19 protein-coding genes are annotated in these 20,619 nt (G+C 74.0%); 11 read left to right on the top strand and 8 right to left on the bottom strand.

The window, feature by feature from the left end:
* Positions 1-19: 19 nt before the first annotated feature.
* The 5 genes from AB5J87_RS02395 to AB5J87_RS02375 all read left to right on the top strand — a co-directional run bounded on the left by AB5J87_RS02395 (position 20) and on the right by AB5J87_RS02375 (position 5,226).
* Positions 20-346, top strand: a complete 327-nt coding sequence (locus tag AB5J87_RS02395) for a hypothetical protein (RefSeq protein ID WP_369373365.1) — start codon at positions 20-22, stop codon at positions 344-346.
* 474 nt (positions 347-820) lie between these two features.
* Positions 821-1,051, top strand: a complete 231-nt coding sequence (locus tag AB5J87_RS02390) for a hypothetical protein (RefSeq protein ID WP_369373363.1) — start codon at positions 821-823, stop codon at positions 1,049-1,051.
* A 72-nt stretch (positions 1,052-1,123) separates the two neighbouring features.
* Positions 1,124-2,524, top strand: a complete 1,401-nt coding sequence (locus AB5J87_RS02385; protein WP_369373361.1) for a helix-turn-helix domain-containing protein — start codon at positions 1,124-1,126, stop codon at positions 2,522-2,524.
* A gap of 177 nt (positions 2,525-2,701) precedes the next feature.
* Positions 2,702-3,367, top strand: a complete 666-nt coding sequence (locus AB5J87_RS02380; RefSeq protein ID WP_369373359.1) for a winged helix-turn-helix domain-containing protein — start codon at positions 2,702-2,704, stop codon at positions 3,365-3,367.
* A gap of 5 nt (positions 3,368-3,372) precedes the next feature.
* A complete protein-coding gene (locus AB5J87_RS02375; protein ID WP_369373357.1) occupies positions 3,373-5,226 on the top strand; it encodes a long-chain fatty acid--CoA ligase in 1,854 nt (617 codons plus the stop codon).
* 74 nt (positions 5,227-5,300) lie between these two features.
* Here AB5J87_RS02375 and AB5J87_RS02370 read toward each other — a convergent pair whose 3' ends face one another.
* The 8 genes from AB5J87_RS02370 to AB5J87_RS02335 form a co-directional block, all read right to left on the bottom strand.
* On the bottom strand, positions 5,301-7,604 hold the full coding sequence (locus AB5J87_RS02370; protein ID WP_369373355.1) for an MMPL family transporter: 2,304 nt from the start codon (positions 7,602-7,604) through the stop codon (positions 5,301-5,303).
* Positions 7,605-7,667: 63 nt separating this feature from the next.
* On the bottom strand, positions 7,668-9,515 hold the full coding sequence (asnB, locus tag AB5J87_RS02365; RefSeq protein WP_369373353.1) for an asparagine synthase (glutamine-hydrolyzing): 1,848 nt from the start codon (positions 9,513-9,515) through the stop codon (positions 7,668-7,670).
* A gap of 82 nt (positions 9,516-9,597) precedes the next feature.
* Positions 9,598-10,017, bottom strand: a complete 420-nt coding sequence (panD, locus tag AB5J87_RS02360) for an aspartate 1-decarboxylase (RefSeq protein WP_369373351.1) — start codon at positions 10,015-10,017, stop codon at positions 9,598-9,600.
* Between the two features lie 41 nt (positions 10,018-10,058).
* Positions 10,059-11,474, bottom strand: coding sequence for an aldehyde dehydrogenase family protein (locus AB5J87_RS02355; protein ID WP_369373349.1), 1,416 nt, complete (start codon positions 11,472-11,474; stop codon positions 10,059-10,061).
* Entirely contained in the window at positions 11,471-12,433 is a 963-nt protein-coding gene (locus AB5J87_RS02350) for an alpha/beta hydrolase (protein ID WP_369373347.1), read from the bottom strand. Before AB5J87_RS02350 ends, AB5J87_RS02355 begins: the two co-directional genes overlap by 4 nt.
* A 42-nt stretch (positions 12,434-12,475) precedes the next feature.
* Positions 12,476-13,954 carry a flavin-containing monooxygenase gene (locus tag AB5J87_RS02345; protein ID WP_369373345.1) on the bottom strand — a complete coding sequence of 493 codons (1,479 nt, stop codon included), beginning with the start codon at positions 13,952-13,954 and terminating at the stop codon, positions 12,476-12,478.
* Complete coding sequence (locus AB5J87_RS02340; RefSeq protein ID WP_369373343.1) at positions 13,951-15,351, bottom strand: FAD-binding oxidoreductase; 1,401 nt, start codon at positions 15,349-15,351, stop codon at positions 13,951-13,953. Before AB5J87_RS02340 ends, AB5J87_RS02345 begins: the two co-directional genes overlap by 4 nt.
* A 121-nt stretch (positions 15,352-15,472) precedes the next feature.
* Entirely contained in the window at positions 15,473-15,937 is a 465-nt protein-coding gene (locus AB5J87_RS02335; protein ID WP_369373341.1) for an acyl-CoA thioesterase, read from the bottom strand.
* 417 nt (positions 15,938-16,354) lie between these two features.
* Here AB5J87_RS02335 and AB5J87_RS02330 point away from each other — a divergent pair, with 417 nt between their 5' ends.
* From AB5J87_RS02330 to AB5J87_RS02305, 6 genes are all read left to right on the top strand, one after another.
* Positions 16,355-16,795 carry a 4'-phosphopantetheinyl transferase superfamily protein gene (locus tag AB5J87_RS02330; protein WP_369373339.1) on the top strand — a complete coding sequence of 147 codons (441 nt, stop codon included), beginning with the start codon at positions 16,355-16,357 and terminating at the stop codon, positions 16,793-16,795.
* On the top strand, positions 16,792-17,817 hold the full coding sequence (locus AB5J87_RS02325) for an ACP S-malonyltransferase (protein ID WP_369373337.1): 1,026 nt from the start codon (positions 16,792-16,794) through the stop codon (positions 17,815-17,817). The genes AB5J87_RS02330 and AB5J87_RS02325 overlap by 4 nt, the downstream gene beginning before the upstream one ends.
* Complete coding sequence (locus AB5J87_RS02320) at positions 17,814-18,560, top strand: SDR family NAD(P)-dependent oxidoreductase (RefSeq protein WP_369373335.1); 747 nt, start codon at positions 17,814-17,816, stop codon at positions 18,558-18,560. Before AB5J87_RS02325 ends, AB5J87_RS02320 begins: the two co-directional genes overlap by 4 nt.
* Positions 18,561-18,715: 155 nt before the next feature.
* Positions 18,716-18,997 (top strand): phosphopantetheine-binding protein, encoded by a 282-nt coding sequence (locus tag AB5J87_RS02315; RefSeq protein ID WP_369373333.1) that lies wholly within the window; start codon positions 18,716-18,718, stop codon positions 18,995-18,997.
* Positions 18,994-19,485 carry a 3-hydroxyacyl-ACP dehydratase FabZ gene (gene fabZ / locus AB5J87_RS02310; protein ID WP_369373331.1) on the top strand — a complete coding sequence of 164 codons (492 nt, stop codon included), beginning with the start codon at positions 18,994-18,996 and terminating at the stop codon, positions 19,483-19,485. The genes AB5J87_RS02315 and fabZ overlap by 4 nt, the downstream gene beginning before the upstream one ends.
* 74 nt (positions 19,486-19,559) lie before the next feature.
* Complete coding sequence (locus AB5J87_RS02305) at positions 19,560-20,558, top strand: glycine cleavage T C-terminal barrel domain-containing protein (RefSeq protein WP_369373329.1); 999 nt, start codon at positions 19,560-19,562, stop codon at positions 20,556-20,558.
* The last annotated feature ends 61 nt before the right edge of the window (positions 20,559-20,619 follow it).

The raw sequence follows: 20,619 nt of genomic DNA, 5'->3' as shown, positions 1-20,619 counted from the left end.
CCCCCAGAGGAGTGAGCCCATGGCCGATCAGCGGCAGACCCGACGAAGAATCATGAAGGCCGCGGGCGGAGCGGCCCTCGTCGCCGGTGCGGCGGCGCTGGGCACCCCCGCCGCGCGCGCGGCGGCCACACACAACGAGGCCCGCCTCGCGGCCGGTCTGCCCATCCCCGACCGCGTCACCGCCTACCAGGACAACTGGCGCTTCTGCAACTACTGCTACAGCCTGTGGTGGAACGGCAACCCCACCAACGGCGCCTGCGCCTCCAGGAATTCCCCCGACGGCCAGCACCACGGCCCCGGCAGCTGGAACTTCTTCCTTCCGGCCAACCCCGCCGAGCACATCTGACGCCGGGGCCAACCGCCCCGTCCGCGACACCCCGCCCGTGACGCACGGCGGCCGGGGTGCGCACGGTGCCGGGCCCAGTGGCGGGCCCGGCACTTCGCGCGTGGTGAGGACCTACGGGTATCCACCGCACCCGCCGCCGCCCACGCGGGCCCCCGCCGACCGGCGGGGGCCGGTGCGGACGCCGGGCGGGTCCCGGCGGCGGGCCGGGCCGACCAGACTGGACGAGCAAGGCGCCCCAGCTGGACCGCCCCCGGCCGCCCCTCCGACGGGCACACACCCAAAAGCCCATCCCGCTCATGCGGTCCTGGCCCTTGCCGCTCCTTCGACCGAGAGACCCACCCGGCCTCCCCCTCGACCGAGAACGGACAGAAACCCGCCATGAGCGCCTTTCTGGCTCCTCCGCCCATCGCCGCCCCCCGCCCCGCCCCCACCTGTCACCACTCTGCGCAGTCACCCTGTCGCCCCGCGTGCCGAATGCCGCGGACCCGCCGCACCCGTCCGCTCCCGTACGGCGTCGCCGCGCTGCTCGCCGCGGGCGTCCACGCGGCGGCGTTCGCCCGGCCCCACGACCTGTGCCGCGTACGCCGCCCGGGGCTGTGGCGGCTGCGCCGGCTCGCCTGGGCCGCCCTGCGCCTCGGTGACCGGGCCGGTTCCCCGGCGCGCCTGGCGCGCGCGGAGCACGAGGAGACCTCGGAGTCCGCGTAGCGCACCGCCCCGGCGCCCACCGCGCGCCCCCACCGCACCGGCCCCCACCGCACCAGACAGGTCTCTTCCCCCATGCTCCCCACCCCGCGGAACACCTCCGCATCCGCCCACCCGCTCGCCCGGCTGCGCAAGCGCGCGGGGCTGTCCCACGCCGCCTACGCCCAGCTCGTCGCCGCCCACCACGCCGAACTCGGCCTCGGCACCATGGCCGCCCGCCGCGAGAAGGTCGCCCGCTGGGAATCGGGCAAGGTCACCCCCGAGCCCGGCGCGCAGCTCGCCATGGCGCGGCTCCACGGTGTGTCCCGCGCCGATGTGCTCCGGCTGGGCTGGCCGCACTGGCTGCAGGTCGCGGGCGACACCGAGGACCCGTTCCACGCCCCCTGGGACGCGGAGGGCGCCCTGCGCTCACTGCACGCACTGGTCGGCCCGCTCGCCGACTCCGCCGACCGCGCGTTCGTGATCTGCCCGACGGCGCTCGCGCGGCTGGCGGAGGCGTGGGCGGAGCGCGACGGCGAGGTCCGCCCGGCGCCGACCGGGACCGGCCCCGCCCTCGACCCCCTGACCGTGCGCACCCTGGAAGTGCGCCGACGGCAGATCCACGCGCTCTACCTCACCGAGGGCGCGGCGACGGCCCGGCTGCTGGCCGTCACCGAGCTGTGCGTCGTCGGCGAGCTGCTGCGCTCCAGGGGCCACGGCGCCGACGAAGGCCCCGAGCTGCTGTCGGCGGCGGCCGGTGCCGCCTGTCTGAGCGGATGGCTCGCCTACGAGTCGGGCGAGCACGCGTTCGCCCAGGTGGCCTTTGTCGCCGCGGCGCGCCTCAGCTCCCTGGCGGGCCACCGGCAACTCGGGCTCTGGGCACTGGTGTTGATGGCCGCGCAGTGCGTGGGCACGGGGCATCCGGCACAGGCGCTCGCTCTCCTGGAGCCCGTCGCGCGGGTCTGCGCCGGTCCGGCGGGCCCCGGACCGCGTCTGGCCTCGCTCGTGCACCTCGCACGGGGCACCGCCCGCGCGCTGACGGGCGAGGTGGACCGGGCGCTGCGGCACTTCGACGAGGCCCGCACGGAGTACGGCCGCCCGTCATCCGGAGGGCACCCGAGGTTCACCGACTGGTTCACCCCTGACGCACTCTCCAACCTGATCGGGATGGGCCTCGTCCACTGCGGTCTGCCGCGGCGGGCACTGGAACTCCTCGGCCCCCTCGTCACGGCGGCTCCGGCAGACGGTCTGACACCGTGTGAACGCGCCCTCGCGCAGGTCCACATGGCCCGTGCGCACCTGGCCCTCGGAGCGTGGGACACCGCACTCACCCATGCCACGGCCGCCGTCGTGTTCGAGACGTCCACCCCGACGTTCGGCGTACGCGCCCAGCTGGAAGCACTCCACGCCGACCTCGGCGCCCACCTGCGGGTCCCGGCCGTCCGCGCCTACTTGGACCGGTTCGCCGACGAGGGGACGCCGGCTGCCGCTCCCTGATCCGTGGTGCGCACACCCGAAGGCACACCCAAGCACACCGCCAGGCATGGTGCTCGGCTTCACGACCGGCTTATGTGTGGTGTGCGCGCGAGCGACGCCCGGCCGGGGCCGCATCCCGTCGGCCGGTCCCGCGCGCCTTCACGAAGCCGCCGTCCTCATCCGTCCAAGGAGGCAACCGTGACTCTCCCCCTCATCCTCTCCCAGCCCACCGCCCACGCGCCCCGGACCCCTCGCCCCGGCGCCGTACCGGCGGGCCCCACCACCCCGGGACGCCCCGGTGCCGGCCGCCCGGGCCCCACCGTCCCCGGCCGTGCCGCGCCCGGCACGGTCCGTGTCCTGCGCTGGCCCGAGCAGGCCGCCCAGCTCGAACAGTGCCGGGCCGACGGGGTCCCCCGGCTGCTGCTGGTGGCACCCGCGACACCGCCCCCGCGCTGCGTGGACCAGCTGGAGGACTGGATCCGCACCCCGGCCGACCCGCAGGACCTCCACGCCCGGCAGGCCGCCCTCCAGGTCAGAGCCGCTCCCCGCGACCCCGTCCTCGACCACCACGGCATCCTGCACTTCGGCGACCAGAGCCTGCCCCTGGCCCCCGGCGAGGCCGCCCTGGTCCGGCTGCTGCTCGCCGCCTACCGGGGCATCGTCAGCCGCGAGGACCTCACCGCCCAGATGTGGCCCGCCGCCGAGAACCTGCGGCGCAACGCCCTGGACGTGCGGATCCTGCGCGTCCGCCGCCGTCTCGCGCCCCTCGGCCTGGTGATCAAGACGGTGTGGGGCAACGGCTACATGCTCGACGCGGAGCACCGCACCCCGGCCGCCCGGCGGCCCGTACGAGCGGGGGAGTGACCGCCATGACCCCGCTCACCCCGCCGGACCCCACCGGCCCGGCCCCGGACAGCCTGGCCCGTCTCGCCGAGCGGGGCGCCCGGAGCTGGCCGCACGCACCGGCGCTGAGCTGGCAGGACGCGCAGGGAACAGCGCATTGGCTGACGTTCGCCGAGGCCCGTGCGGCCAGCGACGAGATCGCCCGCGGCCTGCTGGCGCTTGGACTGGCCCCCGGCGACCGCATAGCCGTCCAGAGCGGGCCGCGCCCGGAGTGGACCCTGACGCTGCTCGCGGCGGCGTCCTGCGGCCTGGTGCTGGTGTCCTTGCTGCCGTCGACCGTCCCGGACGAGATGGTCCACGTCCTGAACGACTGCGACGCGAAGGCGGTCCTCTGCGAGGACGGCGAGCAACTGGCCAAGGTACGGGCCGCGCGGCCCCGCGTCCCCGGGCTGCGCCACGTCGTCGTGATGGACGCGGCGGACGCCCCGGCGGACCCGTCCCGCCCGGATCCCGCCCGTACGGACCCATCCCTCACGCTGGACCGCCTGCGTGCGGCGGGTGCGCACACCGTGGCGCCCGACGCCCTGGCGCGCCGCCGTGCGGCCGTCCGGGCCGAGGACCTCCTCCTCATCATCTACACCTCCGGGACCACCGGCCCGAAGAAGGGCTGCGCCCTCTCGCACGCCAACTACCTCGCCGTCCTGCGCGCCCACCCCTCACCACCGCGCCACCCGGACGCCGCGCCGGACACCAGCAACGGCACCGTCTTCGTCGTCACCGGGCCGCACACCATCGCCCTGCTGATGCAGCTGCTCACCTGGTGGTCCGGCTACACCCTGGTGTGGTGGCGCGGTGGCTCCGACGACGACCTGGTGGCGGAGCTGAGGGCGGCCCGGCCGAGCATCGTCCCGCTGGTGCCGCTCGCGCTGGAGAAGATCTACCGCGCGGCCCTCGCCGACGTCCCCCCGGCCCGTCGGCCGGAGCTGCTCGAAGCCGCCCGCGAGGGTTTGCGCGTACGCCGCATGCTGGCCGCGGGCGAGCCGGTGCCGACCGGGCTGCGGGAGTGGTTCGACCGTACGGAAGAAACGCTCTTCGCCCGGGTGCGCGAGGGATTCGGCGGACGGGTGCGGCGCGTCACCGTCTCCGGCGCCCCGGTCTCCCAGGACGTCCTCGCCTTCTTCCTCGGCTGCGGCCTGCCCGTCGTGGAGTGCTACGGCATGACCGAGACGGCGGCGGCGGCCACCACCAACACCCCCGAGGACTACCGGCTGGGCACGGTCGGCAAACCCCTTCCGGGGGTGGAGGTGGCCATCGCGGACGACGGCGAGATCCTGCTGCGGGGCGCCAACGTCTTCCGCGGTTACTGGGGTTACGACGAGGGAGGGTTCGGGGGTGTGCGCGACGGCTGGCTCCACACCGGTGACCTGGGTGAGCTGGACGGGGACGGCTATCTGCGCCTGACCGGGCGCAAGAAGGAGCTCATCCAGCTCTCCAACGGCATGGCGGTCACCCCCCACCCCCTCGAACAGCAGCTGCGTACCCACCCGTTGATCTCCCAGGCCGTCCTCTACGGCGAGGCCAGGCCGCACCTGGTCGCGCTGATCACCCTGGACGCGCGCCGGGCCGCCGAATGGGCCGCCGCGCGGGCGCTGCCGACGCGGCTGGAGACCCTCGCGCGCACGCCGGAGCTGCTCGCGGAGATCTCAGGGGCGCTGGAGCACGCCAACTCCGGCTTCCAGGAGTACTTCCGTGCCCGGGCCGTCCATGTCCTCGACCGGGAGCTGAGCGCCGAGGCGGGTGAGCTGACGGTGTCCCTGAAGGTCGCCCGCCCGGTCGTGCACGCCCGCTTGCGCGCGCTGTTCGAGGCGCTCTACGACTGAACGCGGACCTCCGCGTGGAGGAGGGAGGGGCGGCCGGTCCACCGGCCGCCCCTCCCTCCTCCACCGTGCGGCCGTCACCCGTCGCCGCACCCCAGCCGGTCGTGCAGCCGCCGCAGCGGCGCGGGCGCCCACCAGTTGGCCCGGCCCGCGAGCCGCATCGCGGCCGGCACCAGGACCGCCCGCACCAGAGTGGCGTCCATCAGCACCGCCAGGGCCAGCCCCACGCCCAGCAGCTTGAGGAAGGTGATGCCCGAGGTGGCGAGCGCGGCCATGGGTACGGCGACCAGGACGGAGGCGGCACCGATGAGGCGGGCGGTGTGCGCCGTCCCCACACCCACGGCCAGTGCGTTGTCACCCGTCTGCGCGTACGCCTCCCGGATCCGGGACAGCAGGAACACCTCGTAGTCCATGGAGAGGCCGAAGGCGACGCAGAACATCAGCACCGGCATGGTGATGTCCACCGTCCCGGTCACCGTGAAGTCGCCCACCAGGAAGCGCAGATGGCCGTCCTGGAAGACGTACACCATGGCGCCGAACGCCGCCGTCAGGCTCAGCAGGTTGAGCAGGAGCGCCTTGACGGGGATCAGCACGCTGCCGGTGAACAGGAACAGCAGCACCACCGTCGCCCCGCCGACGATCAGCGCGGCGACGGGCAGCCCGTCGGTGACGGCCCGGCGGGTGTCGGTGAGTACGGCGGCGTCACCGCCCACCAGGGCGGGTCCCGGTGCGGCCTGCTCACGCAGGCTCGCGACCAGGGCCGTGCCACGGGGTGAGTACGGTTCGACGGACGTCACCACCGACAGCCAGGTGGCCCCGCCCGCCGTGTACGCGGCGGACGCCGGGGAGGCGGCGGCCAGTCGGCTTCCGTAGGCGTAGCTGCCGGTGACCGCGTCCACCCGGGCCACGCCGGGCAGCGCGGACAGGCGCAGGGCGTACGCGCCCACCTCCCGGGCCCGCCCGCCCGCTTCCGGCAGCACCACCGGCAGCGCGGCAGAGCCGCGGGCGGTGAACTCCTCCCGTACGAACCGCGCCGTGCGGTGGGCGGACGCGTCGGCGGGCAGGGCGCGGTCGTCGGCCAGTCCGAACGACACCCGGGCGAACGGCAGGCCCAGTACCACCAGCAGACCCACCACGGCCGCCGCGCACACCACCGGCCGCCGGACCGTGGCCGCGCGCAGCGTGCTGGCGATCCCGCCGGGCCCGGCCGTGGCGGTGCGCCGCGTGCGGCGGCGCAGCAGCCGCCGTACGTCGAGCGCGTCGACGCGGGGCCCCAGCAGACCGAGCAGCGCGGGCAGCACGACCAGGGTCGAGAACGCCGCGAACGCCACCACCGCGATCCCCGCGTAGGCGAAGGAGCGCAGGAAGTACAGCGGGAAGGCCAGCAGCGCCGACAGGGACAGGGCCACCGTCAGCGCGGAGAACAGCACGGTGCGCCCGGCGGTGCGCATGCTCCGTGCCACCGCCTCGGCGGTCGTGAGGCCGCGCGCGGCCTCCTCGCGGTAGCGGGTGACGAGGAAGAGGCTGTAGTCGACGGCGAGACCGAGTCCCAGCGCCGTCGTGATGTTGATCGAGAAGACGGAGACCGGGGTGAACGCGGACACCACGCGCAGGACGAGGAACGTGCCCAGGATCGAGAGCCCGCCGATCAGCAGGGGCAGCCCGGCCGCCACGGCGCTGCCGAAGACGAGGACGAGGATCACCAGGAGGAGGGGCAGCGCGTACGCCTCGGCGCGCAGCAGATCGCGCTGGCTGTGCTCCTGCACTTCGACACCGACCTGCGCCGGGCCGGTGGCCGACACGTCCAGTACGCCCTGGTGGCCGGTGAGCCGGGGAACCACGTCCAGCGCGGTCGTGTGGACGCGGTCGGTGTCACCCGCGAGCCGGACCAGCACCAGCGCCGAACGGCCGTCGCGCCCCTTCAGGGCCTGTCGGGCGGCCTGTTGGGGCGCGGTCCAGTACGACACGGCCGACAGCACGCCCGGTTGCGCCAGGACCCGCCGGACGAGGTCGCGGCCGGCCCGCTCGGTGCCCGGCGCGTCGACGGGGCCCGGGGCGCGTGCCAGCAGGACGAGGTGGGGCGGTCCCGTGCCGAAGCGGTTGGCCAGGAACGCCTCGGCGCGCGTCGACTCGGCCGCCGGGTCGGTGAAGCCGCCGCCGGAGAGCCGGCCGGCCACGCTCCCGGCGAAGGGGACCGCCACCGCCGCGGCGAGGAGGACGGCGGTCACCACGGTCAGCCGTCGGCGGACCAGCAGGCGTCCCAGGGCCGCCAGCGGGGAACGGCCGTCGGGACGCCGGGGCCGGGAGGCGCTGGTGCGCCGGGGCGTGGTGGTCGGCTCCGTGGCGTTGCCCGGGTTCCCGGGCGGGGATTGACGGGTCATGGGGATTCCCTGTCGTCGGTGGGGGCCAGGGGGCGGACGTCCTGACGGACGGGGAGCCGCGCGTCAGGACGTGACGAGCCGCGGCCGGTGGAGGCCGAGCCAGGTGTGCAGGTCGAGGAGTTTCTCCAGGACGAGGCGCTGACCGGCCCGGTTGGCGGTCTGGTCCCACGGCGCTTGGGCCACGCGCTCCGCGGTCCGGCGGTCGAACAGCTCGAAGACCGGGGCGTGCGGCTGGTCCAGGACCTCGCGCGCCTGCCGCTGCAGGGCCAGCAGATAGCCGGGGTCCTGCGTCATCGGATAGGGGCTCTTGGTGCGGCGGCGCACCAGCTCGGGCACGACGTGCCGGGTGGCCTCGCGCAGGATGCTCTTCTCGCGGCCGTCGAACGTGTGCAGGCTCCACGGGATGTTGTAGGCGTACTCGACGACGCGGTGGTCGCAGAAGGGCACTCTGACTTCCAGGCCGGCGGCCATGCTGAGGCGGTCTTTGCGGTCCAGCATGCCGCCGAGACTGCGGGTCAGGTGCAGGTGGAGCAGCTCGCGGGTCCGGTTGCGGTCCGGGTCCTCGCCGCGTAGGAGGGGCACCTCGGCGAGGGCCTCGCGGTGGCGCTGGGCCGCGAACTCCGGCATGTCCAGCGCCTTTTGGAGCTCGGGGGTGAGGAAGCGGCGCTCCTGGCGGGCCTGCCCGGTGGCGGCCGTCAGCCAGGGGAAGCCGTCGGCGGCCCGCAGGGCCGGATCGTGGAACCACCAGTAGCCGCCGAACATCTCGTCGGCGCCCTCGCCGGAGAGAGCGACGGTGGAGTGCTCGCGGACCGCCCGGAAGAGCAGCAGCAGGGAGTGGTCCATGTCGCCCCGCCCGATCGGCAGGTCGCGGGCGGCCACGCAGGCGCGGCGCACCGCCGGATCGGCCAGCGCGGCCGGGTCCAGGACGAGGTTGGTGTGGTGGGCGCCCAGATGGTCGGCGACGGCCCGCGCGTAGGAGGCGTCCGGGCTCACGTTGTGGCCGTCGGGCACGAAGTGTTCGCTGTGCCCGGCGAAGTCGACCGAGAAGGAGCGCAGGGGTTCGCCGTCGCGGGCGAGCGCGGCGGAGGCGAGTCCCGCGATGGCGCTGGAGTCGAGTCCGCCGGAGAGCAGGGTGCAGCGGGGCACGTCGGCGACGAGCTGCTCCCGCACCACGTCTTCGAGCAGGGCGCGCAGCTGTTCGGCGGTGCGGGTGCGGCCGTCGGAGTGGGGGCGGGCCGTCAGGGTCCAGTAGGTGCGCCGGCGCAGGCCCGAACGGTCGAGGACGGCCAGCTGCCCCGGCGGGAGTTCCCGCATGCCCTGCCAGACGGCCTGGCCGGGTGTCTTCACCCCGAACATGATCTCCCGCAGGCCGTCGAGGCCGACGGTGGGTGTGACGTCGGGGTGCGCCAGGATGGCCTTGGGCTCGGACGCGAAGAGCAGGCCGTCGGGCGTGGGGTGGTAGTAGAGCGGTTTGATGCCGAGGCGGTCGCGCACCAGCAGCAGGGTGTCGGTACGGCCGTCCCACACGCCGAAGGCGTACATGCCCACCAGGTGGTCGACCAGGTCCTCGCCCCACTCCAGATAGGCGCGCAGCACGACCTCGGTGTCACCGGTGGTGGTGAACCGGTGCCCCCGGCCGCGCAGTTGGGCCCGCAGCTCGGGGAAGTTGTACACCTCGCCGCTGTAGGTGAGCACGACCGGTCCGTGGGCGGTGTGCGCGGTCATGGGCTGAGCGCTGCCGTCGAGGTCGACGATGGACAGGCGCCGGTGGCCGAGGGCCGCGTGTCTGCCGGTCCAGTGGCCCTGGGCGTCCGGACCCCGGGCGGCCAGGGTGTCCGTCATCCGCCGCAGCGAGGGCAGTCGGGTGGTGAGGTCGCGGTCGTACGACACCCAGCCGGTTATTCCGCACATGCGGTCATCTCCGAGTGTTGCGGGGCCGGGCCCGGTCGCGGCGGGTGCCGCGACCGGGCGCCGGGCCACGGTGGCCGTGGGGTCAGTCGACGAAGACGTGGTCGCCGCGTACGGTCGTGCCGTCCGCGGTGGCCTCGGCCGGGTCGGAGCCGGTCGACACGATCTTGTTGTGGGCGTCGACGAAGACGACCCTGGGCGTGACGTGGGCGGCCTCCTCGCTCTGCACCAGCCCGTACGCGATGATGATCACCAGATCGCCGGGGCTGATGAGACGGGCCGCGGCGCCGTTGATGCCGACGACACCGGAGCCGCGCGGCCCCTCGATGAGATAGGTCGACAGCCGGTTGCCGTTGTTGATGTCGACGACGTCCACCTTCTCGCCGGGCAGCAGGCCCGCCGCGTCCATGAGGTCGGCGCACAGGGTGAGCGAGCCGACGTAGTGGAGGTCGGCCTGGGTGACGGTGGCACGGTGGATCTTGGACGTGAACATGGTGCGGAACATGGGAGGTCCTGTCTGTGTGCGGGTACGGGCGGAACGGGGGATCAGAGCTGGATGGACTTGGTCTCCAGGAACTCCTCGAGCCCGAACACTCCGTGCTCGCGGCCGTTCCCGGACTGCTTGTAGCCACCGAAGGGGGCGGCGGGGTTGAGCGGAGCGCCGTTGACCTCGACCTGTCCGGCCCGCAGCAGCCGGGCGACGGCGAGTGCGCGGTCCCGGTCGGCCGACCACACGGCGGCGGCCAGGCCGTAGTCGCTGTCGTTGGCCAGGCGCACGGCGTGCTCGACGTCGTCGTACGCCTCGATGACCAGCACCGGGCCGAAGACCTCGGCGCGGTGGATGTCCATGTCGGGGGTGACGCCGCTCAGGACGGTCGGCCGGACGAAGTAGCCCCGCTCCAGGCCCTCGGGCGGCTCGGTCCCGCCGCTGACGAGGGTGGCCCCCTGGGCGAGCGCCCGCGCGATGTGCTCGCGGACCCGCTCGCGCTGAGCGGCCGAGACGAGCGGCCCGAGCTGGGTGCCGCCGCGCATCGGATCGCCCGCCACGGTGGCCCGGGCGGCCTCGGCGGCGGCCCGTTCGACCTCCCGCTTGCGTTCCCGGGGCACCAGCAGCCGGGTCAGCGCGCAGCAGGTCTGGCCGTTGTTGAGGAACGCGCTCGCCAGGGTCCGCGGCACGACGGTGGCGGGCTCGGCGTCCGGGAGCATCAGGGCGGGGCTCTTGCCGCCGAGTTCGAGGGCGACCCGTTTGACCGTGTCGGCCGCGACGGCGCCGATGCGCCGGCCGACCGCCGTGGAGCCGGTGAACGACACCATGTCGACGTCCCGGTGGGCCGCGATCGCCTCGCCGACCACCGGGCCCGTGCCGCTCACCAGGTTGAGGACTCCGGCCGGCACCCCGGCCTCGGCGACCGCCTCCATCAGCGCCCAGGTGCTGAGCGGGGCCACCTCGCTGGGTTTGAGCACCACGGTGCACCCGGCGGCCAGCGCGTAGGCGACCTTGGCCGCGGCCTGGTACAGCGGATAGTTCCACGGGGTGATCGCGCCCACGACGCCGATGGCCTCGCGCACGATCAGCGAGTGGGCGTCGGGCCGTTCATAGGGGTAGGAGGCTCCCACGCGCGCGGCCGTGCGGAACGCCAGTACGGCGAGGCCGACTTGTGCCATGCGGGCGAAGCCGAGGGGGGTGCCCACCTCGCGGGTGACGAGTTCGGCGAGCTCACCGCCGCGCCGCTCCAGGGCGGCGGCGATGTCGTCGAGGTGGCGGGCGCGGGTCTCGGCGGGGGTGCGCGACCAGGAGGGGAAGGCGCGCCGGGCCGCGCGTACCGCGTCGTCCACGTCCCGCGGTGTGCCGTCGGGGACGCGCCCGATGACCTGTTCGGTGGTCGGGTCGGTCACCTCCAGCCAGTGACCGCCGTGGGAGGCGGTCCAGCGTCCGCCGATGTAGAGGTGCTCGTGGTTCATGCCGGTGACCCTTCGGGGGCGTGGGGCGGCGCGCTGTCCGCGAGGGCGTCCACGATGTCGGGCAGGACGCTCTCGAACGCGGCGAGGCGGGGGAGCAGGAAGAAGATGTGCAGGGCGCCGTCGACCCGGACCGACCGGGCGGGCACTCCGGCCTCGCGCAGCCGGTGCGCGTACGCCTCCCCCTCGTCGCACAGCGGATCGAGGCCGGCGACCAGGACGAGGGCGGGCGGCAGCCCGCAGACGTCGGTGGCGAGCAGGGGCGCGGCCAGCGGGTCGCGGGCCAGGACCGGATCCGGCACGTACTGGTCCCAGAAGTACCCCATCGCCGCCCGGGTGTTGAGGTATCCGTCCGCGTTGTGGCGGTAGGAGGCGTACGGGGAGTCGCGGGCGGGGGCCAGCGGGGGGCACACGAGGAGCTGGAGCGCGATGCGGGGGCCGTCGCCGTCGGCGGCCATCCGGCAGACGGCGGCGGCGAGGTTGGCTCCCGCGCTCTCGCCCGCCACCACGAGCGTGTGCGGATCGGCGCCCAGCTCGGACGCGCGTCCGGCCAGTGCGCACAGGGCCGCGTGGGCGTCCTGGAGCGGGCCCGGGAAGCGGGTCTCGGGCGCCAGACGGTAGCCGACGGAGGCGACGACCGCGCCGGTCGCGTTGGCGAGGCGGCGCAGCGCGGGGTCGACCAGTTCGATGCCGCCGGACACCCACCCGCCGCCGTGGAAGAACACGATCAGCGGGCGGGGGCCCGGCCGGGGCGCGGGCCGGTAGACCCGGACCGGGAGGGCTCCGGCCGGGCCGGGGACCTGGGTCTCGACGATGTGCGCGACCGCTTCCGGCTCCCCCTGGGCCTGCTGGAGGCGGTTCATCAGATGGCGCAGCCGGGGGACGCCGACGCTCTCCAGCGGGGGGAAGCCCTGGTCGCGCAGGGCTTCCAGGATGCGTCGCGTGTCGGGGTGCAGAGCCATGGTGCTCCTTGCTTCGGACGGCATGAGGAGGAGGGCCGGGGGTCAGGGACGGCGCGGGGCGGGCCGGTAGTGGGCGAGGTTCAGGCGCGCGGTGCGGCGGCGGTACTCCAGCGTCTGGCCGGGCCAGTTGTTGGTGACCCGGCCCGAGGGGTGGCGGTACCAGCTCGTACAGGTGGCCCAGACCGAGCGGGCGGTGCGACGGTCCATCTCGGCGTCGAAGTCCTCGGCCGCCTCGGGGCGCACCTCCAGGAACCGGCGGCCTCCCCGGCCCAGTTCGGCCACGGCCCGGCGGATGTAGCGGATCTGGCTTTCGATCATGTAGACGGCGGATCCGGCCCCGATGTTGGTGTGCGGGCCGTAGACCAGGAACATGTTGGGGAAGCGCGGCACGGCCAGGCCCAGATAGGCGTGGGCGCCCGCGCGCCACACCTCGGCCAGCTCGGTTCCGTCGCGACCCCGTACGCGCAGGGGATGCAGGAACTCGGTGGCGGCGAACCCGGTCGCGTACACGATCGTGTCGGCGGTGTGCAGGGTGCCGTCCCCGGTGCGGATCCCGTCCGCGACGATCTCGGTGATCGGCTCGGTCACCAGGGTGACGTCGGGCCGTTCCAGGGCCGGGTAGAAGGTGTTGGAGATGCCGACGCGCTTGCAGCCGATCTCGGTGGCCGGGGTGAGCCTCTCGCGCAGCACCGGGTCCGACAGCTGGGTGCGCAGCTGTACTTCGCAGCCCCGGCGGGTCAGCGCGATGGTCGGCCCGCGCCGGGTGAGCCCGCTCACCAGGGACTCGTTGAACAGCCACCAGCCGAGCCGGGCGGCCTTGCGCCGCAGGGCCGCGCGCCGCCCGCCCCCGCGCGCGGCCGGGGCGAAGTCGCGGTCCCACTTGGGCACGACGTGCGGTGCCGAGCGCTGGAAGAGCGTGAGGTGGGCGGCCCGTCCGGCCAGGGCGGGCACGATCTGCAGGGCGCTGGCCCCCGTCCCGACCACCGCGACCCGGCGCCCGGCCAGGTCGTGGCCGTGGTCCCAGCGCGCGGAGTGGAAGGCGCGACCGGCGAACCGGGCGGCGCCGGGGATGTCCGGGACGGACGGGCGGCTCAGCTGGCCGCAGGCGGCGACGAACACCTCCGCCTCGAAGGTCAGCCCCTCGGCGGTGCGCAGCCGCCACAGCGCGCGCTCCTCGTCGAAGACGGCCTCCGTGACCTCCTGCCCCAGCCGCAGATGGGGCTCCAGCCCGTGGGCGCGTGCGCAGGAGCGCAGGTAGTCGAGGATCTCGGCCTGCGGCGCGTACCGGCGCGACCAGCGGTAGTGGGGCGCGAAGGAGTACGAGTACAGCGCGGACGGGATGTCGCAGGCGGCGCCGGGATAGGTGTTGTCCCGCCAGACGCCGCCGATGTCGGACGCCTTGTCCAGGACGACGAAGTCGTCGTGGCCGGCACGCTTGAGGGCCATGGCCATGCCGAGCCCGCCGAAGCCCGCCCCCACCACCGCGACCCGTACGCGGCGCCCGCCGCCCGGCCCGGTCACCGCTCGTCCCCGGCCGGGGCGGGCGGGATGTTGTGGTTGAAGCGGAGCAGGTTGTCCGGGTCGTACTGGGCCTTGACGCGGGCGAGCCGGGCGAGGCGTTCGTCGTTCCAGAACGCGTTGACCCGCATGTCCGCGTCGTCCTCGCTGACCAGGTTGAGGTAGGCCGCGCCGGTGCCGAAGGCCCGCAGGGCGGCCCCGGCCTCGCGGACCCAGCCCCGGCAGCGCTCGTTCTCCGCCGGGTCGGCCCACTGCCCGACGATGTGGATCAGCCAGCTCTCGTCGCGGTGGGCGAAGGCGGTGGCGTCGGCGGGGACCCGGGTGGGGGCCGCGTCGAACGGGATGACCTGGAGCACCGTCTCGGGGGAGGGCAGGTCCGCGCCGATGCGCGCCACCGCGGCCCGCTCGTCGGGGCCGAAGCGGGGCAGGAACTCGCTGGTCCAGTACTGCTGGTGGTCGCGCGGGTTGGCGGGGTCGAGCATGGACTGGACGCTGACGAGGGGCATGGGCGCGACGACGTCGACCAGCGGGGTGCCGAACTTCCGGAACCGTTCGACGGCCGCCCAGCCCTCCTCCACGTCGCCCGAGTAGCGCAGGAAGAAGCCGACGACGGGGCGCCCGGCGTGCTCCGCGGGGAAGAACTCCAGCGAGGGCACCCGCAGGAACACCACGTCGGTGCTGAGCTCCTCGGGGGTGTCGGCCATCTCGTCGCGCAGGAACTCCAGTACCGCCGGTGCCTCTTCGACCGGGTAGGCGACGATGCCCGCCAGCATCAAGGGGCCCACCGGGTGCGCCCGGTACTCGAAGGACGTGACCACGCCGAAGTTGCCGCCACCGCCGCGCAGCGCCCAGAACAGCTCCGCGTTGGTCTCCGCGTCGGCGACCAGCACGTCACCGCCCACCGTGACCATCTCGACCGACAGCAGGTTGTCGCAGGTCAGGCCGTACTTCCGCTGGAGCATGCCCATACCGCCGCTGAGGGTGAGACCCGCGATGCCGGTCTCGGAGACCTGGCCGCTGGGCACGGCGAGTCCGTGCAGCTGCGTCTCGCGGTCCACGTCGGCGAGCGTCGCGCCCGCCTGGACGCGTACGGTGCGGCGCTCGCGGTCGACGTGCACTCCGCGCATCAGGGACATGTCGATCAGGAGCCCGCCGTCGCAGGTGCCGTGCCCGGCGATGCTGTGGCCGCCGCCCCGGATGCCCACGGCCAGGCCCTGCCGACGGGCGAAGGCCAGGGCCGCCAGGACGTCCGCGGTCCCCAGACAGCGCGCGATGGCCGCGGGCCTGCGGTCGATCATCGCGTTGAACACCCTGCGCCGCAGGTCGTATTCGGGGTCCTGCGGGGTGATCAGCTGTCCCAGCAGCTCGGTTCGAAGCTGCTCCAGGGCCGAGGAATCCATGCCTTGTCTCCTTGACGGGCGACGGTGGTGGGGAGGGTGACGGGGGAGGGGGGAACGGTGCGGCCGTGGGAGGGCGGCGGCCGGGGGCGTCGTGCCGGTGGGGCGGGGACGCCGCGGGGGATCAGCCGCGGGCCCGGGCCTCCTGGGCGCGCCGGCGCTCCATGAACTCCTCGAACTTGTCGTGCAGTTCGTCGGTGGCGCGCATCAGACGGCCGGTGGCGGGGTCGACCAGCGAGTGCACGGAGTGGGCCTCCGCCAGCAGACGGCCGCCGTCGGTGCGGTAGATCTCGTAGTGGCACTCCAGATGGCGCCGTGGTGTGACCGCCCACGTCCGGATGGTCAGGTCGTCGAGGTACTTCGCGGCCTCGTGGAAGCGGGCGCGGAAGTTGGTCGTGGTGATCGTGTAGTTCCAGAAGTCGACGCCGACGGCCAGGGCGAACGCCTCGCGGCCCAGATCGAACCAGGGCACGTAGCTGGCGTAGTAGGCGTGTCCCTGCACATCGCACTCGCCCCAGCGGACGCGGGCGGAGGTGTCGATGTGGTTCCAGCCCTCGATTCCGGAGACCGTTTCAACCCAGCGCGGCATGCTGGCCTCATTTCTTCGTCTTGGAGTCATGGAGTCTTGGATCGCAATAAAGCTGCGAAAGGCCCGGAGAGAATCGCGTTCCTCGACGGGCAGTGCATCGCGGACGATGGATCCGCGGCGGCATCCGCAGATTAGGCATGGGCGATCGAGCGAGTCAACAGGTGAATTCGGGGAATTACTGCGGGTCCCGCCCTGCAACGCTGAGCTGCTGAATCTTGCGCATTTCTTGCATGTCTTACAGCCCGGCAAAAGAGTGCTTTCAATGCAGGTCAGAGCAGTGTTGAAAGCTTTCATGGCCGTTGACACGCCACTCCTCCGGAATCTAGCTTTCTGGTCAGCGGGAATGCGTGGAACGCAATTTCCGCACCCATTCCGACCATCGTGCAGCGACGGGATTTCCCGATGGACAAATCAGAGATGCTTCGTGCCGCGATTCCCTCGGACGTTCATTCGGCGGGTATCGATCTGGTGGACCAGTGCCGCTGGGACCTGGCGGTCGCCCGGACCAAGGGCGAACTCCTGCAACGCGTCTTCAGCCTGGCCGAACGGCGCGGCGCCGACCGCGCGGCGGACGCGGCCACGACCTCCGGGCGGCTGCTGGCGCAGGCGTTCGGGGTGAAGGAAGGCGTCGTCAAGGCCGTAGGCGGACTGCCGCCGGGCGCCTGCCTCAAGGACATCCAGGTCGACGTCACCCCGGCGGGACGGCCCTGGCCCGTACGTCTGCACGGTGAACTCGGCCGGTGGGCGCGGCGCCACGAGGTGGAGATGGTCGGCGGCGCGCAGGACCTGGGCGACGGCATGAGCGCCGCCTGGGCCGTCGCCCGCCCCCGCGAGCAGCGCGAAGGCGGCCCGTCATGACCGGCGAGCGGACCGCATTCGTCTTCCCCGGCCAGGGCAGCCAGTTCCCCGGAATGGGCCGCGACCTGCGGCCGTTCGGGCCCGAGGGCGAGGAAGTGGTGGCCCGCGCCGAGGAGGTCACCGAACTGCCGGTGGCCCGGCTCATGGCCACGGCCGACGCGCGGCAGCTCGCCGACCCGGAGGTCGCCCAGGTCCTGGTCTTCACCTGGTCGGCGGCGGCCCTGGCGCATCTGCGGGCCCGGGGCCGGCACCCCGCCTATGTGGCCGGCCACAGCCTGGGCGAGTTCACCGCCCTGTACGCGGCGGGCAGCCTCGGCCTCGACACCGCGCTCGGCCTCGTCTCCTGCCGGGGACGCGCCATGCGGGCCGCGGCCCGGCGCTCCCAGGGGTCCATGGCGGCCGTCGTCGGGCTACCGGTGGATCTCGTGCGCGGTCTGTGCCGCCTGGCCAGCGACGACACCGGGCTGGTGATGGTGGCCAACGCGAACTCCGCGCGCCAGACGGTCGTTTCGGGCACCACCGGCGCCGTGCGCCACGTCATCGAGCAGGCCCGGGAGGCCGGGGCGCTGCGGGCGCGGGAGCTGCCGGTGGGCGGCGCCTACCACTCGCCCCTGATGGCGTGGGCGCTGCCCGCCCTCGCCGCGAAGCTCGCCACGGTCCCGCTGGACACCCCGGGCGTCCCCCTCGTCTCCAGCACCACCGGCCTGCCCGTGGACGACATCGACGAGTACCGCGACGAACTGCTGTGGCAGATGCTGCGGCCCGTCCGGTGGCAGCGGACCGTGGCGACGCTGAGGACGCTCGGGGTCGGCCTCTTCATCGAGGCCGGACCCGGGCGGGTCCTCACCGGTCTCGGCCGCGAGACGGCACGCGGCGCCAGACACCTCGGCGTGCACGACGCCCTGCGCGAGAACGCCGACGTCCGGGCCGCCGTGGCGCACGGCTCCGCCCCGCCCCCGTACACCCCCGGCGCGCCCACCCCGGGCGTGCCCGGCACCGCAGCAGTGAAGGAATCCCCGTGACCGAATTCGAAGGACGCATCGCGCTGGTCACCGGCGCCACCAAGGGCATCGGGCTCGCCGTCGCGACGGACCTCGCCCGTGCGGGAGCCACCGTCGTCCTCAACCACCGAGGCAACCCCGATCAGGCCGAGGAGGCACTGGCCGCGGTACGCGCGGTCCGGCCGGACGCCGAGCTGCTGCGCGCGGACATCGCCCGGCCCGAGGACGTCGACCGGATGTTCCGGCATCTGCGCGAACGCCACGGCCGGCTGGACATGCTGGTCAACAACGCGGGCGTCACCCAGGACGGCTACGCCGTGATGATGGGCGACGCCAAGTGGAACAAGGTCATCGAGACCAATCTGACCGGCGCGTTCCTGTGCTGCCGCGCGGCCGGCCGGATGATGGCCGGCAAGCGGCGGGGCTCCATCGTCACCGTCGGCTCCACCAGCGCGGTCAACCCGCCCGCGGGCCAGGCCAATTACGCCGCGTCGAAGGCGGGCGCCCTCGCCATGGTCAAGGCGATGGCCAAGGAGCTCGGCGGCTACGGAGTCCGCGTCAACGCCGTGGTGCCCGGGTTCGTCGACACCGCGATGACCCGGCAGATGCCCGCGGGGCGGCTGGACGAGAACCTGCGCCAGGTGCCGCTGGGCCGCATCGGCCGCCCCGAGGAAGTGAGCGCGGCGGTGCGGTTCCTGCTCGGCGACGGCGCGGCGTACATCACCGGCACCTCGCTCGTTGTCGACGGCGGCCTCATCAGCTGAGGCGGCCCGGTGCCCGCCCGGTCCCCCGAACGGCCCGGCCGCCCGCGCGGGCCGTCGCACCGGCGGCCTCCCCAACGGCCGCCGCCCCCAGTCCCTTTGTTCCGCCCCCTCCACAACCCCCACCCCCTCACCCGCTCAAGGAGCACCCCATGGTCATGTCCCTCGAAGAAGCCACCCACCGCGCCACCCGGCGCCAGGAGCTCGCGCTGGAGGTCAAGACCCTGCTGGTCGACCGGCTCGCGCTCGACGTCGACCCGGCGGGCATCGGCGACGACCAGCCGCTGTTCGGCCGGGGGCTGGAGCTCGACTCCATCGACACCCTGGAGCTCGCGATGGCGGTCGAGGACACCTTCGGCGTCGTGATCACCGACGACGACACCCACAGCCTGCTCTCGCTGAACCGGCTGCTCGACCACATCGAGGCGGGCCGGGCATGAGCACCCCCCTCACCCCGGCGCCCGACGCGGTGCTCACCGCCGACGACATCGCCCGACTGCTGCCCCACCGCCACCCGTTCTTCCTGCTCGACCGCGTCACCGCGCTGGAGCCGGGGGTCGGCGCCGAGGCGATCAAGAACATCACCTCGTCCGACTCCGTCCTGGCCGGACACTTCCCCGGCCGCATGATCTACCCCGGTGTCCTGCTCGTGGAGTGCGTCGCCCAGCTCGCCGCCGTCGTGTACGGCACGGCGGGGGCGCTCCGCGCGACGGGCGAGGTCGTCGCCGACGTCGCCGACCGGGTCGGCTACCTCGCCGAGATCCGCCAGGCCAAGTTCCTCAAACCGGTGGTCCCCGGCGACCAGGTGGTCTTCCGCCTGCAGAGCGGTCCCCGCCTCGGCGGCCTCATCTCGGTCACCGGCCAGGCGTCGGTCGGCCGGGACACCGTCCTCACCGTGCGGCTGACCGTCACCGAACGCGACGCCTGACACCCGCCGGGCCCTCGCCCCACGACGTCCCGCACCCCGCTTCCCCGGTGCCACCCCACTGTTCAGGAGAGACCATGAAGACCGTCCACACCGACCCCCGGACCGAGTACACCGCGCTGCGCGAGGCGTCCGGCCTCCTCGACTACAGCGGCATCGGCCTCGTCAGGGTGTCGGGCCCCGAGGCCGCCGCCTTCCTGGGCGCCGTCGGCACCCGCAGCGTCGAGTTCCTGCTCGAGGGCCAGAGCATGCCCGCGCTGCTCCTGCGCGAGGACACCACGCTGATCTGCGAAGTCCTCATCCACTGCCACGCCACCCACTACCTGGTGGAGATCTGGCCCGCCCAGGCCGAGGAGGCCACCGCGCATCTGCTCGCACGGGGCGGTGAACGGTCCGGGGCGACGGTGGAGGACGTGCGCGGGGCCCATGACGTCCTCGCGGTGGAGGGCCCCTCCTCGTTCCGCATCGCCCAGAAGTACCTGCCCTTCCCCATCGCGTCGATGGGCTACCGCAGCTTCGTCACCGTCGAGCACGAGGGCCGTCAGGTGGTGGTCTCGCGCAGCGGCGTGACCGGTGAGTACGGCTACAAGTTCTTCGCCCCGGCGGGCGCGGGCCCGGCCCTGCGGGCGGAGCTCCTGGCGCAGGGAGCCGTCGAGTGCGGCAAGGAGGCGGTGGACGTCTGCCGCATGGAGGTCCGCTTCGCCAGCGTGGAGCACGAAGCACCCGCCGACGGGGTCACCGCCTCCGACCTGGGCCTCCAGTGGATGATCGAGCCCGGCAAGGAGCCCGTGGGGGCGGCGGCCCGCACGCGCCGGCCGGTGTGCTGGGTGGCGGGCGAAGGGCTCGCCCAGCCGCCCGCGCCCGGTACGGACCTCACCGTCAGCGACGCGACGGTGGGCACCGTCACCCACGCCGTCTACTCGCCGCGCCTGGACCGCATCATCGGCACCGGCCAGGTGGACGCGGCCGTCGCCGCCTCCGGCCAGGACTTCGCCCTCGCCGCCACCGGCTCGCCGGTCCGCACCGTGTCCGCCCCCTTCCTCACCGCCACCAGCCTCGACGTGGCGCTGGACTGACCGGCCCCGCGGGGCGGGCGCCGCCCGCCCCGCCCCGCTCCGGCCCCCGGGCCACTGCCCC

It is taken from the genome of Streptomyces sp. cg36, from assembly GCF_041080675.1.
Taxonomy (GTDB): domain Bacteria; phylum Actinomycetota; class Actinomycetes; order Streptomycetales; family Streptomycetaceae; genus Streptomyces.
This window is presented reverse-complemented; position numbering and strand designations above follow the sequence as displayed.

Excerpts from the sequence above, each read along its gene's own strand:
- AB5J87_RS02385 (WP_369373361.1), top strand. The coding sequence starts at position 1,124 with ATGCTCCCCACCCCGCGGAACACCTCCGCATCCGCCCACCCGCTCGCC.
- AB5J87_RS02305 (WP_369373329.1), top strand. The coding sequence starts at position 19,560 with ATGAAGACCGTCCACACCGACCCCCGGACCGAGTACACCGCGCTGCGC.
- AB5J87_RS02355 (WP_369373349.1), bottom strand. The coding sequence starts at position 11,474 with ATGAACCACGAGCACCTCTACATCGGCGGACGCTGGACCGCCTCCCAC.
- AB5J87_RS02350 (WP_369373347.1), bottom strand. The coding sequence starts at position 12,433 with ATGGCTCTGCACCCCGACACGCGACGCATCCTGGAAGCCCTGCGCGAC.
- asnB (WP_369373353.1), bottom strand. The coding sequence starts at position 9,515 with ATGTGCGGAATAACCGGCTGGGTGTCGTACGACCGCGACCTCACCACC.
- AB5J87_RS02325 (WP_369373337.1), top strand. The coding sequence starts at position 16,792 with ATGACCGGCGAGCGGACCGCATTCGTCTTCCCCGGCCAGGGCAGCCAG.
- AB5J87_RS02375 (WP_369373357.1), top strand. The coding sequence starts at position 3,373 with ATGACCCCGCTCACCCCGCCGGACCCCACCGGCCCGGCCCCGGACAGC.
- AB5J87_RS02330 (WP_369373339.1), top strand. The coding sequence starts at position 16,355 with ATGCTTCGTGCCGCGATTCCCTCGGACGTTCATTCGGCGGGTATCGAT.
- AB5J87_RS02340 (WP_369373343.1), bottom strand. The coding sequence starts at position 15,351 with ATGGATTCCTCGGCCCTGGAGCAGCTTCGAACCGAGCTGCTGGGACAG.
- AB5J87_RS02335 (WP_369373341.1), bottom strand. The coding sequence starts at position 15,937 with ATGCCGCGCTGGGTTGAAACGGTCTCCGGAATCGAGGGCTGGAACCAC.
- AB5J87_RS02395 (WP_369373365.1), top strand. The coding sequence starts at position 20 with ATGGCCGATCAGCGGCAGACCCGACGAAGAATCATGAAGGCCGCGGGC.
- fabZ (WP_369373331.1), top strand. The coding sequence starts at position 18,994 with ATGAGCACCCCCCTCACCCCGGCGCCCGACGCGGTGCTCACCGCCGAC.
- AB5J87_RS02370 (WP_369373355.1), bottom strand. The coding sequence starts at position 7,604 with ATGACCCGTCAATCCCCGCCCGGGAACCCGGGCAACGCCACGGAGCCG.
- AB5J87_RS02390 (WP_369373363.1), top strand. The coding sequence starts at position 821 with ATGCCGCGGACCCGCCGCACCCGTCCGCTCCCGTACGGCGTCGCCGCG.
- panD (WP_369373351.1), bottom strand. The coding sequence starts at position 10,017 with ATGTTCCGCACCATGTTCACGTCCAAGATCCACCGTGCCACCGTCACC.
- AB5J87_RS02315 (WP_369373333.1), top strand. The coding sequence starts at position 18,716 with ATGTCCCTCGAAGAAGCCACCCACCGCGCCACCCGGCGCCAGGAGCTC.